Below are 14,452 nucleotides of genomic sequence, written 5' to 3'. Positions count from 1 at the left end.
GTAAAGGAAACTTCGTTTGGCTACGCTACATTAACCCCGTCCCCCGCACACTCGATGTTCACATGCGCAAACCTCTACTGCTGCTCGTTGCCATTGTCCTGCTGGTGGGCGGTCTTTTCGCCATCAAGGAAGCCCAGCGCGCGCCCGCGCCGCAATTCGCGCCGTCGCTGACCCAGCCAGGCGCCGATGCTGCGCCGATCGACAACGCCCCGGCCAATCCCGGCGCCACCGCGCAGCGCGCCCACGACGCGTTGCCTGCCTTCCTGCCTGCAGAAGCGCGCCAGACCATCCTCCTGATCCAGCGCGGCGGTCCCTACCCGCACCGCCAGGACGGCGGCGTTTTCAGCAACCGGGAACAGCGCCTGCCGGATCGTCCGCGCGGTTATTACCGCGAGTACACGGTGGACACGCCGGGTGCCGGCAACCGCGGCGCACGCCGCATCGTGACCGGCGGCACTCCGCCGACCGGTTGGTTCTACACCGACGACCATTACGAAACCTTCCGCAGTTTCGAGGTCCCACCTGCCGGGAGCTGGCAATGAACCACGATGGATTCGAACTGGGTCTGGACGACATCAACAATGCGGGCGTCTACCGGGTCGCCAACGAGGACATAGCGCCTTTGTCGGCGGCGATGCGCGATGCCGCGCTGCGCGTAAACACGATTGATCTGCAGGGGTGCAATGACAAGCGCACGCTGCTGGCACGCGTTGCCGCGCAACTGGATTTTCCCCGGAGCTTTGGCGGCAACTGGGACGCGCTGTTGGACTGCCTGCGCGACCTGTCGTGGATGAAGGCCAACGGCTACGCTTTGTTCTTCAGTGATGCGGACGAGTTGCAGGGAAACGCGGAGAAGGACTTCAACACGTTCCTGGATGTGCTGGAGGACGCCAGCAAGACGTGGCTCGAACACGACGTGCCGTTCTGGGCATTCGTCGCGCTGGAGGACGCAGGAAACGAGCATCCGGAGGGGTAATTCCGCGTTGCGACCTTTCTCGGCCTCGTCGTCAACGGCTGCCGTTGTCGTCCTGTAGTTCCTTCTTGAACGGAATGTCCGGCGGCGGACGGGCCACCGCCGGCTGGTCCTGCATGTTGGGGTCGGACAGGCCGCAGCCGCCGCCGAACTGCAGGATCGAGACCACGCAGGAAATCTTCGAGCTGGTGCCCGGAATCGGAATCTCCACGGCCTTGATGCCCTTGCGCACCCATTCGGCCAGCAGCGATTCGTTCGGCGCCCAGTACTTGTCGAACGAGGTCGGCGTGTAGTCGTACGGCGGGCGCTTGAGCCACGTCCCGGACTGGGCGATGCGTTCGCGGCTCCAGCCATCGTTCTCGCCACCGGGGGCGCCGCGCTCACTGTCGCCGCTGCCCGCCTGCCCCGGCACGCGCACGCTGCCGTCGGCGTTGAACAGACCCTCGCCGGTACGCCCGGCGCCCTGGTTGGCCTGCGCGCCACTGCGCTCGCCGGCCCGGTTACGGTCGGCCGCGCCCCAGTCATCGCCCCGTGCGGGCGTGGCCCAGTTGCCCGGCGTGGGCGACGGGCGCGCGGCCGGCGCACGGGCCGGCGCGGCACTGGAGGCGGAGCTGCGGCTCGGGCTGGCCTGGCTGGCCGTACTCGCGCCTGACGTGGGCGAAGGTGCGGACGCTGCCGGCGATGGGGTCGCTGCGGCCGGTGCCGGGCGCGGCGCGGCATTCGGCACCGCACGCTCACGCACCGCCACTTCCGGACTGCGCCCGGGCACGGTGATCTCGCGCTGCGGCACCGGCGCGACCGTGACCGACACCGACGGCGCCGGGGTCACTTCACGTTCGCGCACCTGCAGATCACGCTGCGGCACAGTGACCTCCACCCGCGGGCCCGGCACGGGCACCGGTGCGGTGGGCGCGGTTACCACGGTGACCTCGCGTTCGCGCACCGCCACGTCGCGCGGGCGCACCTGCGTTTCCACCGGGCGCACGGACGGGGTGATCGAAGGCGGTGTCGGTGCCTCCGCCACCTCCACGGTGCGTTCGCGAACCTGCGGCTCGGGCGCGTCGCGCGGAATCACCCGCACTTCGGTGCGCGGCACGCTGGTGGGCGGCACCACGAAATCGGTGGTGGCTTCGGCCACGTCGGTGGCCTGGATCGGCTGTTCGACAGCGGTGGGCGCAGGGGCTGGCGGTGTCGGCGCGGGTTCGGTACTGGCGGTCGGCGCCGGCGCCGATGCCGGCGGCTGCGGCGCGGTGGCTGCGGTCGGACTCGCCGGTCGGGGCTGCGCGGCGGCGGCAGCTTCAGCCTGGGCGCTCGCAGCGGCGGCGGCCGCGCTGCCTGCAGCCGCCGGCTCGCCGCCACCACTTTCCTGGGGTGTTCCGCTGCCCAGGAATTCCACCTGGATGCGGCCGCCATCACCGCCCTGCTCCGGCTGCACCGGCGGGCGGATCAGCGCCACCCACAACAGCAGCAGCGCGAACATGACGTGCAGGCAGCACGCTGATGACCGCCGAGGTCCAGCGCATCCAGCGCTGGTCGCGCGGGGCCGGGTCCCAGGTCTGCCAGAGCAGCCGTCGCAGTGACTGCACGAAGCCCAGCGCCGGCAGCCGGCCGGGGGAGCCCGGCAACGGCCGCTGGATCAGTTCGGCAATGACTTCGGTCGAGCGGAACGGACGCGGCAGCGGCGTCAGCGCGCGCAGCCACAGGCCCCACCCGTAGGGCAGGCCTGTGGTTTTTTCAACGATGCGTTTGTCCGGCTGGCGGGAAAGCAGCCAGTCGAGGATGTCGTCAGCCCGGCGCAGTGTCACGCAGGCCGGTCAGGCAGCCGTGCCGCGCGGAATATACGGCGCGTGACCGCTGTCGTGGTCGGTCGCGTCACGTACGGCGGTGATGCCGGGCACGCGGCCCATCAGGGTTTTCTCGATGCCCTGCTTGAGGGTGACGTCGGCCATGCCGCAGCCCTGGCAGCCGCCGCCGAAGCGCAGCAGCACCACGCCATCGGCAGACACTTCCTGCACCGCGACCTTGCCGCCGTGCGAGGCCAGCTGCGGGTTGACTTCGTTTTCCACCACCCAGCGCACGCGTTCGACCAGCGAGGCCGAATCAGCCGGGGCTTCGCCCTTGATCTTCGGGGCCTTGATGGTGAGCTGCTGGCCGCCGGTGGCATTGGTGACGATGTCGATGTCGGCGCCGTCCATCCAGCCCACGCTGTCGGACGCCACGTAGAGGGTGAAGCCGTCGCAGTCCACCGCCCACTCGTCGCCGAGCAGGTCGGCCGGTTCGGCGAACTCCAGCCGGGCATCGGCACGCGGGGTGCCGGCATCCACGGCGCTGAGGCGCACGCCCATGCCGGGCACGGCTTCGCGCTCGATGAGCTTGCGGAAATAGGTCTGGGCAGTGTCGGAGATCTGGATCATGCGGCTATTCTAGCGGCTTACATGTTATGCGCTCATTCGGTTTATACACTGTCCGGCGCATTGTTCAGGCATACACGAGGTGGAGGATTTCATGGCCGACCTGATTCCGCTGGCGCAGGCCCGTTGCGTACCGCGCAAGGGCAGCGACCACAAGCTGGGCGAAGCCCGCATAGCCGAGCTGCTGCCGCAGGTTCCCGGCTGGGAGCTGGCCGAACAGGGGCAGGCCCTGACCCGGACCTTCCGCTTCGCCGACTACTACAAGACCATGGCGTTCGTGAACGCCCTGGCCTGGGTGGCCCACGCCGAGGACCACCACCCGGACCTGGGGGTGCATTACGACCGCGCCGTGGTGCGCTTTTCCACCCACGACGTGGGCGGGTTGAGCGAGAACGACTTCATCTGTGCAGCCAAGGCTTCGGGCCTGACGGAGTGATTTTGATGAACATCCAGATACGCGTGGCGGTGACTGCAGCGGTGCTGACCCTTGCCGGGTGTGGCGGGTCGTCGGAGCCGGCCGCACCGGTGGCGGCGCCTACCGAGGTGGCTGCGGTGAAGACCCCGCCGCCGGTGTACCCGATCGAGCTGGCCTGCCAGGCCATCGGCGGCACCACCACGCTGAAGGTGGTGGTGGGGACCGACGGCAAGCCCGGCCAGGTACAGCTGGTGAGCGGCAGCGGCAACGCGCAGCTTGATGAGCAGGCGCAGAAGGCGGTGGAAGGCTGGCAGTTCAAGGCGGCCACCCGCGCCGGCCAGGCGGTGCCCACCACCATCCAGGTGCCGGTGAGCTTCAACCCGCCGCAGCCCAAACCCGATGAGTGCTTCGCGGTGGAAGAGCGCCTGCGTCGCGGCGGCTGATCAAAGGACGCTGTGGCGCATGCCGGAAATCTCGAGTGAAAACGTATGGGTCGCCCTGCTGGTGACCCTGGCTGCCGGGCTGGCCACCGGCCTGGGCAGCCTGATGGTGTTGTTCTCGCGCCGCCCCAATCCCCGCCTGCTGGCCTTTGGCCTGGCCTTCGCCGGCGGCGCGATGGTGTTCGTGTCGCTGACCGAGATCCTGACCAAGGCGATCGATTCGTTCACCCAGGCGTATGACGCGCGCGTGGGCTATGCCTACGCCACGGCGGCGTTCCTGTGCGGGGTGCTGCTGATCGTGCTGATCGATCACCTGATTCCGAACCCGCACGAAAGCCTGGACAAGCAGGACCCGATGTTCCGCGAGAACAACAAGGCCTACATCAAGCGGGTGGGCCTGCTGACGGCGGTGGCGATCACCGCGCACAACTTCCCGGAAGGCCTGGCCACGTTCTTCGCGACGCTGGAAAGCCCCTCGGTGGGCATGCCGCTGGCGTTTGCCATTGCGATCCACAACATCCCCGAGGGCATCGCGATCGCGGTGCCGGTGTATTTCGCCACCCAGAACAAGTTCTATGCGTTCGGCGCCAGCCTGCTGTCGGGCCTGGCCGAGCCGATTGGCGCAGCGATCGGGTACGTGCTGTTGTCCGGGGTGCTCAACCACGCCACGTTCGGCTGGGTGTTCGGGCTGATTTCCGGGGTGATGGTGTTCCTGGCCCTGGATGAGCTGCTGCCAGCGGCCAAGCGATACGCCAAGGGCCATGAAACGGTGTACGGGCTGGTGGCCGGCATGGCCAGCCTGGCCATCAGCCTGGTGTTGTTCAAGTGGTGATGTGCGTGCGGGCGTGACGCAGATTACGTGGGCCGGCCAACGGCCGGCGCTACCGGATGCGGGTTGATTTGATTCCAATCCCGATGGGTCTGCGACGGTTACGGGGCCTCTGGTTGGTTGATCCCGATCTGTGGACGTTACGTAGCGGTTCGTAGCCCCGGCCGTTGGCCGGACACCGCGCGCAGCGCGGCCCAAGTCTCAGGAGGTGGCCGAATGCGGCCTCCCGATACTCCGTCCGGCGTTTAGACGATCCGAAGCGGTAGCGCCGGCCGTTGGCCGGCTGCTCTTCGTTCCGGGATCATGAACGCCTGACGGGCGGCTTCGGAACTTCTAAACGCCGGGTGGTGGCGGCAATCGTCGGGTCACCGTCTCCGGACGCTTGGGCCGCGCTGCGCGCGGTGTCCGGCCAACGGCCGGGGCTACGAATTCATATTGGCCCATTGGGATCGGGATCAATCAACCAACGGTCGACGACTTTTTTCCGGGCCCATCCGGGCCCGGATCAATCAACCGACAGCTTCACCCCAACCGGTTCAATGCCTCGGTCAGCTCCTCGGCCAATGGCGCATTGAGCAGGTAAGGGGTCTTGCCGGCGTCCAGCGAGAACTCCAACGAGGCGGCGTGCAGGAACAGGCGTTTCAGGCCGATCTGGTCACGAAGCCGCTTGTTGACGTCCGGATCGCCGTATTTGTCGTCACCGGCCACCGGGTGCCCGAGGTGCTGGGCGTGCACGCGGATCTGGTGGGTACGGCCGGTTTCGATGCGGACTTCGCAGAACGAATGGCCGCCCTTGCGCTCCAGCACGCTGAAGTGGCTGATCGATTCCTTGCCGATCGCGTTGACCTGGACGTGGCGCTCGCCGCCCTGGCGCAGGCCCACGTGCAGCGGGGCGTCCACGGTCATGGTGCCGTCGGGCATGCGCCCCACCAGCAGGGTCAGGTAGCGCTTGCGGATGCCGGCGCCGTGGTCTTCCCGCAGCAGCGCCTGCAGCTCGCTCAGCGCCGAGCGCTTCTTGGCCACGATCAGCAGGCCCGAGGTGTCCCGGTCCAGCCGGTGCACCAGCTCCAGGGTCTTGCCGGGGCGAAGGGCGCGCAGGGTCTCGATGGCGCCGAAACTGATCCCGCTGCCGCCGTGGCTGGCCACGCCGGAGGGCTTGTTCAGGGCCAGCAGGCGCTCGTCTTCGTAGACGATGGCGTCTTCCAGCCGCTTCATGAACGCTGCCGGCGGGCCGGCCTTGTCTCCCTCTTCGGTGAGACGGACCGGTGGCACGCGCACTTCGTCGCCCTCCACCAGCTTGCGTTCGGCCTTGGCGCGGCCGCCGTTCACACGGACCTGGCCGCTGCGCACGAGTTTGTAGACCAGACTGCGTGGCGCACCCTTCAGCTGGCCGAGCAGGAAGTTGTCCAGGCGTTGCCCGGCACGGTCGGCCGGGACAGTCAGGAGACGGACGCTGGTCTTGCCTTCAGCGGGTTTGGGGGACGGCACGGTATCAGTCATTGGCCTTTTATTCTGTTACACTCGGCGGGCGAGATAAGGGATTGATTTCGTTGGAAGTTGCTCTGGGCCAGAAGCCCGACTTCCCTCGATTCCGGCACAGTGCGCAGCCACCGCCCCCGGGGCGGCCATGTTAGCGGCTCACCGGCAGTCCCGGCCATCGCCGGATGCCTGACACGCGTCTGCGCTGAAAAAATGTCCCTGTGGCGCTCCAGCCTGGCTGAAAGCTGCCTCCGGCCCGCAACACCCAAACCAAAACAAAATGAAGCGCTCCCGCGGCCTGCCGTGGTGTTGTAGCGCTGGAAACCCAAGCCGCCCTCCCCGCGCATGCGCGATGGGCGTGCAAGCGTGACCAGAAGCGAAACCCCATGGCGTTCCGCGCGGTAGCAGCGCGCGAGGAACGCAATATGAAGCGAATGCTGATCAACGCCACGCAGGCTGAAGAGCTGCGGGTAGCCATCGTGGATGGCCAGACGCTGTACGACATCGACATCGAACAGCCGTCCAAGGAACAGAAGAAGTCGAACATCTACAAGGGCCGCATCACGCGCCTTGAGCCGTCGCTGGAAGCGGCCTTCGTGGAATACGGTGGCGAACGCCACGGCTTCCTGCCGCTGAAGGAAATCTCCCGCGATTACTTCCAGGCCGGGGTCGACCACAACAAGGCCGGCATCCGCGAACTGCTGCGTGAAGGCCAGGAAGTGGTGGTCCAGGTCGACAAGGAAGAGCGTGGCAACAAGGGCGCCGCCCTGACCACGTTCATCTCCCTGGCCGGCCGCTACATGGTGCTGATGCCGAACTCGCCCACCGCCGGTGGCGTGTCGCGTCGCATCGAGGGCGAAGACCGCGCCGCGCTGAAGGAAGCGCTGGACAAGCTGAACATCCCCGACGACATGGGCGTGATCATCCGCACCGCCGGCGTCGGCCGCGATGCCGAAGAGCTGCAGTGGGACCTGGACTACCTGCTGCAGGTCTGGAAGTCGATCGCCGAAGCGGCGCTGACCAAGCCGGCCCCGTTCCTGATCTACCAGGAATCGCGCCTGATCGTGCGCGCCCTGCGCGACTACCTGCGCGCCGACGTGGGCGAGATCCTGGTCGATACCCAGGAGCTGTACGACACCGCCCGCGAATTCATGCAGCAGGTGATGCCGCAGACCCTGCGCAAGCTCAAGCACTACACCGACGACATTCCGCTGTTCAACCGCTTCCAGATCGAATCGCAGATCGAAGGCGCCTATGAACGCAACGTGCGCCTGCCCTCGGGCGGCTCGATCGTGGTCGACCAGACCGAAGCGCTGACCGCCATCGACGTGAACTCCTCGCGCGCCACCAAGGGCAGTGACATCGAGGACACCGCGTTCCAGACCAACCTGGAAGCGGCCGAGGAAGTGGCCCGCCAGCTGCGCCTGCGCGACCTGGGCGGCCTGGTGGTGATCGACTTCATCGACATGTCCTCCAACAAGCACCAGCGTGAAGTCGAGAACCGCCTGCAGAACGCGCTCAAGTATGACCGTGCGCGCGTGCAGCTGGGCCGCATTTCGCGCTTCGGCCTGATGGAAATGAGCCGCCAGCGCCTGCGCCCGAGCCTGGGCGAATCCAGCCAGATCGTCTGCCCGCGTTGCGACGGCCATGGCCGCATGCGCTCGGTGGAATCGCTGTCGCTGTCGATCATCCGCGTCGCCGAAGAGCATGCGATGAAGGAAAACACCGGGCAGGTGCTGGTCCAGGCCCCGGTGGAGATCGCCAACTACCTGCTCAACGAAAAGCGCAGCGCCCTGCGCGAGATCGAACAGCGCCATGACGCGCCGATCGTGATCGTGGCCGACGAGCAGCTGCACACGCCGCATTACGAAGTGACCCGCCTGCGTGAAAACGAGCTGGGCGAAGAAAGCGGCAAGCCGAGCTACCAGCGTGGCACCCCGCGCAAGCTGCCGGTGCATGCCCTGACCAAGGCGCAGCTGAACATCCCGGTTGCCCCGGCGGTCACCAACGTCAAGCACAGCTCCCCGGCGCCGGTCCGCGAGGTTGCCGAACCGGTGGCTGCTGCCCCGGCCCCGGTCGCCCCGGCCCCGGTCGCTGCGCCGGCCGCCACCGGCGTGGTCGGCTGGCTCAAGCGCATCTTTGGCGGCGAACCGGCTCCGGCCGCCGCCCCGCAGACCAACGCTCGCCCGGCCCAGGACGGCAACCGCAACGGCCGCAACAAGGACCGCAATGGCAAGGACCGCAACGGCCGCCGCGATGAGCGTGGCGAACGTGGCCAGGGTCAGGGCCAGCAGGGCCAGGCCCGTGGCAAGGACCGTCGCGACGACCGTGGCGAACGCGCCGGCAAGGGCGAGCGCCGCGATGACCGCCGCCAGGACGTGGCCGCACAGGCGTCCGCACCGGCCGCCGGCCAGGCCCAGCAGGGCAAGCCGCGCAACGAGCAGCAGCAGCCCAAGGCCCCGCGCAATGAGCAGCAGCAGCCGAAGCTGAACCAGAAGCAGAAGCCGCCGCGCCAGCAGAACGAGGGCGACAAGCCCGCGCGTCAGCCGCAGGCCGATGCCGCCAAGCCGGTGCAGACCGGCGTGACCGCTGCCGATGCCGCGCTGGTTGCGGCCGCGGTGACCGTGGCCGATGCCGCGATCCCGGCGACCACGGCGCCGACCGCGGCCCCGGTGTCGAACAACGCACCGGCCGATGAGAACCAGGTGACCGCCGTTGCGGTGGATGGCGAAGCCAACGAGCACGGCGAAGCGCCGGGCACGGGCGACGATGCCAGTGGCGAGGGCGCCTCGCGCCGTCGTCGTGGCCGTCGCGGTGGCCGCCGTCGTCGTCGTGGCAATGGCGAGCAGGCTGCAGGCAGCGATGGCCTGAACGATGACGGTGGTCTGGATGACGACGCCGACGGTGACGAGCAGGACGGCGACCAGGACGGTGACACCACCGCCCAGGCCGCCCGCCCCGCCGCCCGCAGCACCGGATCGAACCCGGAGTTCGACTTCGATGACGACGGCGCTGCTCCCGCTGCTCCGGCCGCGCCGGTGCAGGCCCCGCGCCCGGCCCCGGTGGCTGCCGTGGCCGCCGCCGCGCCGCTGGCCGTGGTCAGCAGCCCGGTGGTGACCGCCGGTCACAGCGAGGCCGCCCCGGCCCCGAAGGCCGAGCCGGTGGCAGAGCGCACCCCGTCCTACACCGACCGCGTGCCGTTCGTGGAATCGCCGATGCCGGCCTCGGCACCGGTCGCCAAGGCGCCGGAGGCTGAGAAGCCGGTGGTGGCGGAAGCGCCTAAGGCGGTTGAAGCCCCGGTCGCCCCGGTCGTGACCGAAGCGCCGAAGGCTGTTGAAGCCCCGGCTGTGACTGAAGCGCCGAAGGCTGTCGAAGCTCCAGTCGTGACCGAAGCGCCGAAGGCAGTCGAAGCCCCGGTCGTGACCGAAGCGCCGAAGCCGATTGAAACGCCCGTCGTGACCCCGGCCCCGACCGCACCCGTCGCCGTCGAGACCCCGAAGGCCGCCGAAGCCAGCACCAGCGCGCCGGTTGTAGAGCACAAGGGCCCGACCGAAGTCGGTCGTCCGGTGCAGACCAGCATGCTGGATGCAGTGGACGCCGTTCCGGCCGCGCCGGCTGCCCCGGCACCGGTGGCACGGGCGGAATCGGCCGCAGTTGCACCGGCGGTGCAGAACGGCCAGCTGTTCGGCAGCGCCGCCAGCGACGCCGCACCGACCGACGCCGCCGCCCAGGCCGCGCACGCCGAAGCCCGCGAAGACATCCCGACCGATGTCGCCAAGGCCGACGATGCCGACAAGCAGGACCCGGAAAAGACCGACAAGGCCTGATCCGGTTCCAGCGGCAAGGTAAAAAAAGACAGCGGCCTTCGGGCCGCTGTCTTTTTCTGGATCCGGATCACGTGGCGCCACGCCCTGCGTGGCTGCCTGCCTCACGGTGCGAACTGCAGGCGGGTCCACACCCCGTAATGGTCCGACGCCCAGCGCCCTTCGGCGTAGGGCTGGTCGAACAGCAGCCGCGCTTCGCGGGCCAGCAGCTTGTCCTGCTGGAAAAAGATGTGGTCGATGCGCGAGGGCGCATCGTAGTAATGCCGGTTCAACGTACTGATCTGTGCCAGTTCGTTGTTCACGTGCACGCTGCCATAGCTGTCGCCATAGCGCTGGCGCAGCGCACTCAGATCACTCGCATCCACCAGCGCATTGAAATCCCCCGCGATCACCACCGGCGCATCGCCCGACGTGGTCGCGATGAACGTCAACAGGTCGGCCACCTGCTCGGCACGGATGCGGCTGCCGCGCTCATCCGAACGTTCGTTGAGATGGGTGGCATAGACATTCACTGGCTGCCCCTCCACATCGATACGCAGGTGCGCCACGGTGCGGTAGTCGGTCAGCGGCGCCAGCAATCGTTCACCGCGCGCCAGCACCGGGCGCCGGGTCAGCAGCGCATTGCCGTAGCGCTTCAATCGCCCCGGCGGATCGGTGGACACGAACTGATAGTCATAGCCGAGCCTGCGCGCCAGCCAGGCGGCCTGGTTGCGCACATGCGGCTTCTGGATCACCTCCTGCAGCGCGATCGCATCGGGCTGCAGCGCCTGCAGCTCGCGCAGGATCACCTTGCGCCGCTGCGGCCAGTCTTCCCGATCGTGGTGCAGGTTGAAGGTCACCAGGCTCATGCCCTGCTCCACCGGCTCGGCCGCGCGCGCCGGCAATGCCGCCAGCGCAACGGCCAGCAGCACGCCAAGCATGCCGGGGCGGGCGACCACCGCGGTCACGGTGCCTTGCGTTCGGCGCGCCGCACCGAGGCCGGGATCTGCACTTCCACCTTGGCCGGCACCTGGGTGATGCGCAGCTCGCCGTTGAGCCACTGCGCCGGCTCGCCGTTGATGGTGGTATCCCCTGGATCGCCACTGAACGGCCACGGCAGGATCACCCCGCCCTGCGGCACCAGCAGCCCGGACGCGACCTGCAGCGTGAGCTGCCTGTCGCTGCGGGCCAGTGTGTAGCTCAGTTGTCCATTCGGCGTGCGCAGCCCCTTCACCCCGACCCCGGCGCCGTCCAGCCAGCGGCTGGGCACGCCGGCGGCGAGCACCAGGCTGTCGTCCACGTCGCGGTTGTAGGCGAACATGTCCAGCGCCGAGCGCACGAAGTCCGACGCCACCCACGCATGCGGCAGGTCGCCGACGAAGAACGGCTTGCGCGGCGTGTGCGAGACCACTTCGGCCCACTGGTTCCAGGCTTGCGGCGCGCGGTCCTTGAAGAAGAACTCGGTGGCCTGCCAGGCGCGGTCGCGCCAGCCCAGGCGCACGAATGCGGCCACGTTGCGCCACTCGTAGGGGGTGTAGTCCTTCCATTCGCGCTTGCCGTCGCGGCGTTCCTCGAACTGCTTCCAGTAGCGCTCGAAGGTGTTGTCCAGGTACGGCTGCGGCAGGCGGCCCTGTTCGCCGCCCGGGGCCAGCGCGATGGTGGTGGAGGTCGCGTCGAAATCGCCGAGCTCGGCCGAACCGGGCAGGAAATCGATCTTGTGCAGGGCCGTGGCCGCCAGCAGCGAGGCCTGCAGGTCGTCACGGAACTGGTCGCGCGACTCGGCGATCTGCATCGCCTCCATCTTGCCCAGGGTGGAGGCGATGATCGCCGCATCCTTGTAACCGCGCAGCGCCCAGAAGTTGTCCCAGTACGAATGCATGGGCTTGGCCGAATAGCCTTCGTGGCTGATCGACACCGGCATCATCCCGAAGAAGGCCGGGTTGCGCGCGCGGTTTTCCTCGGTGCGTTCGCTCAGGCGCAGCTGTTCCATGTACTGGTAGGCGCCCTGCACGTGCGGCCACATCAGTTCCAGGAAGGTGCTGTCACCGGTGTAGCGCCAGTACTCGGCGATGTTGAAGATCAGTTCGCCGTGGCTGTCGTTTTCCGGCACCGGGTCGGCGCCGCGCGGGTCGACGCAGCACGGCACCTTGCCGTTGTCGAACTGGTACGGCGCGTACCAGTTCACGTACTCACGCACCGCATCGCTGCGGCCCATGCGCAGCAGGCCTTCGGAAATCATCGCGCCATCGCGGATCCAGCTGCGCGAGTACGAGCGCGTGCCCGGCTGCAGGCTCGGCCCGATCCGGGAGATCAGCATGTGCGCCAGTGCGGTGCGCAGCGTATCGGCCAGCGGCTTGCCCGCCGCTGGCACCTGCAGCGCCACCTGGTCCAGCTTGGTGCGCCACATCGAGGCCACCTGCTGCTGGGCCTTGTTGGCGTCGAAGTCCTTCGGAGTGGTCCACGCGCCGGTCTGCGGCAGCACGATGGCCACCTCCCTGCTCTGCCCCGGCTCCAGCCGCCAGCGGTACAGCAGCGCGCCCGAAGCCAGCCCGGTGGAATCGCGCACTTCGGTGGCGGTGGGCAGATTGCCAGTGGCCAGGTGGGTAACCTCCAGCTTGCCGTCGAACGGGCTGGCGAAAGCGGCGTCCGGCGCCTGCACCGGGTACACACGCGGCTTGCCGTTGACCTCGACCTGGCCCGGTTCGAAATCCAGCGTGTCGATCCGGCTCACGCCGCCCACGGTGTTGAGGAACTGCCGCGGCGGATTCACCTGCCACGGCCGCACGGCCAGGGCCAGGGTGTAGTCGTGCGCCACCTTGTCCGGGTTGTGCAGCGTGTAGCGGCCTACCAGCTGCGCCTTGTCCGGGCTGCCCTGCACGAAGCCGGTCACCTTCAAGGCGGCCTTGGGGTGGGCCCAGTCGACGCTGGCAATGGGCAGGTAATCGTCCTGAAGCGACTGCCTTGCCTCCACATCGGCCCAGCTCAGCACCTTCTTGTCGACCACCACGAACGGCTCCACGCTGAAGCTGGCCTTGGCCACTTCCAATGCACCGTCTTCGCCGATCAGCGCCTGTTCGCGGCCGCCGTCCAGCCCGAGCAGGGTCCAGTACGGCTGTTCACCGCTGAAGCCGCGCGGCACGAAGCCACGGGTCAGGTCGGCGCCGACCGATTCAACGAACTCGTTCGGCGTAGCAGCGAAATCCAGCGGCTTGATCGCGATATCGCGGATGCCGTACCGCCAGCTGCTGCCGTGCTGCAGGTCGAAGCGCAGGTAGCGCGCCTCGGTATCGGGCAGTGCCAGCCAGTCGCGCTCGCCGCCACCGCCGGCGGTGATCTCGCGCAGGGTGCGCCAGTCCCGGCCATCGGCCGAGGCACGCACCACGTAGCGGGTAGCTTCCAGGCCGGGCACCCACTGGATCACCGCACCGCCGAACTCGCGCACGTTGTGCAGGTCCAGGCTGATGGTCTGGTCGGGCACGCCACCGCTGATCCACACCGTGTCCGACTTGCCATCGGCAATACGGCTCTGCAGCGCGGTGGCGGTATCGGCGATCACCGACGGCGCCAGCGCCGAGGTATCGGCCGGCGGCAGCGCCTGCAGGGTGAGCCGGTCGAAGCAGACCGTGCCGCGCCCGCCGACCTTGCTGTAGATGGTGAACTCTACTGCCGCGCTTTTACGCAGGGTCTTGTCCGGGTCCGGGCCCCAGGCCTTCTCGATCTGGCGCTGGCGGTACTGCACCGGCGTCCAGGTCTTGGGGAAGGCGTAGCCAGGGCGGTTGACCCACCACACGTTGTCGCCGCTGGCATCGATCAGCTTGAACTGCAGGTCATTGCCGGGCGAATCCCCGCGCAGCTGGAAGCCGACCTGGTAGTTGTCCGGCCAGGTGATGGGCAGTTCGCGGCGGATCGCCACGTAGCCGGAGACCTCGTGGAAGTCGTAGTCCACGCACAGCGCGCGGCCGCCGTTGGCGCCGGCCACGCTGCGCAGCGAGCCGCTGACCTGGTCGGACACCACCAGCTTCCAGGGCGACATGTCGTCGAAGCTGTCCAGGACCTTGGGCGCCGGCGGCACTGCCGGGGGCGCGGCAGGTGCCGCCATCGA

The 14,452-nt window shown here is 68.3% G+C and carries 10 protein-coding genes and 1 pseudogene; 6 read left to right on the top strand and 5 right to left on the bottom strand.

All coding sequences use genetic code 11. The features are described 5' to 3' along the window. Nucleotides 1-62: 62 nt before the first annotated feature. Complete coding sequence (locus QE395_RS06830; protein WP_095362779.1) at nucleotides 63-542, top strand: ribonuclease domain-containing protein; 480 nt, start codon at nucleotides 63-65, stop codon at nucleotides 540-542. Next, on the top strand, nucleotides 539-976 hold the full coding sequence (locus QE395_RS06825) for a barstar family protein (protein WP_093532507.1): 438 nt from the start codon (nucleotides 539-541) through the stop codon (nucleotides 974-976). Before QE395_RS06830 ends, QE395_RS06825 begins: the two co-directional genes overlap by 4 nt. Nucleotides 977-1,007: 31 nt before the next feature. On the opposite strand, the pseudogene QE395_RS06820 reads toward QE395_RS06825, so the two are convergent. Both QE395_RS06820 and QE395_RS06815 read right to left on the bottom strand, forming a co-directional pair. Then, nucleotides 1,008-2,778 (bottom strand): annotated as a pseudogene (locus tag QE395_RS06820) (hypothetical protein). Between the two features lie 9 nt (nucleotides 2,779-2,787). After that, complete coding sequence (locus tag QE395_RS06815; RefSeq protein WP_068853063.1) at nucleotides 2,788-3,387, bottom strand: NfuA family Fe-S biogenesis protein; 600 nt, start codon at nucleotides 3,385-3,387, stop codon at nucleotides 2,788-2,790. 91 nt (nucleotides 3,388-3,478) lie between these two features. Here QE395_RS06815 and QE395_RS06810 point away from each other — a divergent pair, with 91 nt between their 5' ends. From QE395_RS06810 to zupT, 3 genes are read left to right on the top strand one after another with little or no spacing between them, the layout of a single operon-like run. Beyond that, nucleotides 3,479-3,820, top strand: coding sequence for a 4a-hydroxytetrahydrobiopterin dehydratase (locus QE395_RS06810; protein WP_068854702.1), 342 nt, complete (start codon nucleotides 3,479-3,481; stop codon nucleotides 3,818-3,820). Between the two features lie 5 nt (nucleotides 3,821-3,825). Next, nucleotides 3,826-4,242, top strand: coding sequence for an energy transducer TonB (locus QE395_RS06805; protein ID WP_093532505.1), 417 nt, complete (start codon nucleotides 3,826-3,828; stop codon nucleotides 4,240-4,242). Nucleotides 4,243-4,261: 19 nt separating this feature from the next. Next, on the top strand, nucleotides 4,262-5,071 hold the full coding sequence (gene zupT / locus QE395_RS06800) for a zinc transporter ZupT (protein ID WP_093532504.1): 810 nt from the start codon (nucleotides 4,262-4,264) through the stop codon (nucleotides 5,069-5,071). 519 nt (nucleotides 5,072-5,590) lie between these two features. On the opposite strand, the gene QE395_RS06795 is transcribed toward zupT, so the two are convergent. Then, complete coding sequence (locus QE395_RS06795; RefSeq protein WP_184126631.1) at nucleotides 5,591-6,568, bottom strand: RluA family pseudouridine synthase; 978 nt, start codon at nucleotides 6,566-6,568, stop codon at nucleotides 5,591-5,593. A 404-nt stretch (nucleotides 6,569-6,972) separates the two neighbouring features. On the opposite strand from QE395_RS06795, the gene rne reads away from it, so the two are divergent. Then, a complete protein-coding gene (gene rne, locus QE395_RS06790) occupies nucleotides 6,973-10,374 on the top strand; it encodes a ribonuclease E (protein ID WP_306988159.1) in 3,402 nt (1,133 codons plus the stop codon). A 101-nt stretch (nucleotides 10,375-10,475) separates the two neighbouring features. Here rne and QE395_RS06785 read toward each other — a convergent pair whose 3' ends face one another. Together QE395_RS06785 and QE395_RS06780 are read right to left on the bottom strand one after the other, a co-directional pair. Further along, nucleotides 10,476-11,291, bottom strand: a complete 816-nt coding sequence (locus tag QE395_RS06785; protein WP_306990447.1) for an endonuclease/exonuclease/phosphatase family protein — start codon at nucleotides 11,289-11,291, stop codon at nucleotides 10,476-10,478. Nucleotides 11,292-11,314: 23 nt separating this feature from the next. Further along, the gene (locus QE395_RS06780; protein WP_306988157.1) at nucleotides 11,315-14,449 is read right to left on the bottom strand and encodes a discoidin domain-containing protein; all 3,135 of its coding nucleotides are present in this window, start codon (nucleotides 14,447-14,449) and stop codon (nucleotides 11,315-11,317) included. Nucleotides 14,450-14,452 lie beyond the last annotated feature (3 nt).

Source organism: Stenotrophomonas sp. SORGH_AS_0282, assembly GCF_030818125.1.
In the GTDB taxonomy this organism is placed as follows: domain Bacteria; phylum Pseudomonadota; class Gammaproteobacteria; order Xanthomonadales; family Xanthomonadaceae; genus Stenotrophomonas; species Stenotrophomonas rhizophila_A.
This window is presented reverse-complemented; position numbering and strand designations above follow the sequence as displayed.